Annotated in this window: 2 protein-coding genes; both read left to right on the forward strand. The window is 44.5% G+C overall.

Translation table 11 applies throughout. From position 1 onward, the window contains the following. Positions 1-504, forward strand: a 504-nt coding sequence (locus A3750_RS26345; RefSeq protein ID WP_068548562.1) for a hypothetical protein, incomplete at its 5' end; no start/stop codon positions are given. A 15-nt stretch (positions 505-519) separates the two neighbouring features. Then, on the forward strand, positions 520-787 hold a 268-nt coding region (locus tag A3750_RS18030), incomplete at its 3' end, for a hypothetical protein (RefSeq protein ID WP_197475132.1).

The raw sequence follows: 787 nt of genomic DNA on the forward strand, positions 1-787 counted from the left end.
TCGAGTGCCGAAACAGAAATTCATACTGCAGACGCTAACTCGAGCATTCATGGCGAATTCAAAGAGTTTGTTTTGCTGACCATTTCTTCGCCCTTGTTCAGGGTGCTGACGGTAATCCATTTAAACAATGACGACGCTACCAAAGCCTTTGTAGCAAACAAACTCAATACCACCGCCGACACCCTTACAGACGAGCGCTTTTATGACTTTGTCGGCGAAGTAGGCAACACGTTTTGCGGGGCGATAAAGCGAAGTCTTAATAATTTCATCCCCAGCTTAGGGATGTCGACTCCGAATCGACTCGAGTCCGGTAGCATGAAATACATGCTCTCTCAGAAACCAAGCTTTGAGAGCTTTAAGCATATAGAGATTAATGGTCAAACACTTTTTGAGTGCGGCATCTATGTTTGCAATGACACTGAGCTGGATTTTGACATTACATCAACCACAACAAGTACGACCGAAGTCGAAGAAGCAGACTGCGGTGAGCTTGAGTTTTTCTAAGTAATAGAGGCAGTAATGACAGCGAAAACACAAATTGTCAGTAAAGTGCTCGTACATGAATGTAACGAAGCAGCACTCTCTGTGCTCAAGGAAGTATGCACCAACAACAACCTAGTCGGCTTAAAAGTCTGCACCGGAAACAACACCATTGGTCTTCGCGATGCAACCAACGAAATTAACGACGTTATGCAATCGAACGTCGATCTTGGTGCCGTATTCTTAAGCGAAGACAAAGATTTTAATGGCGTTAGCGGTATTGAGCTTTGCTCGAAAATTCATCGGG

It is taken from the genome of Oleiphilus sp. HI0079, assembly GCF_001635105.1.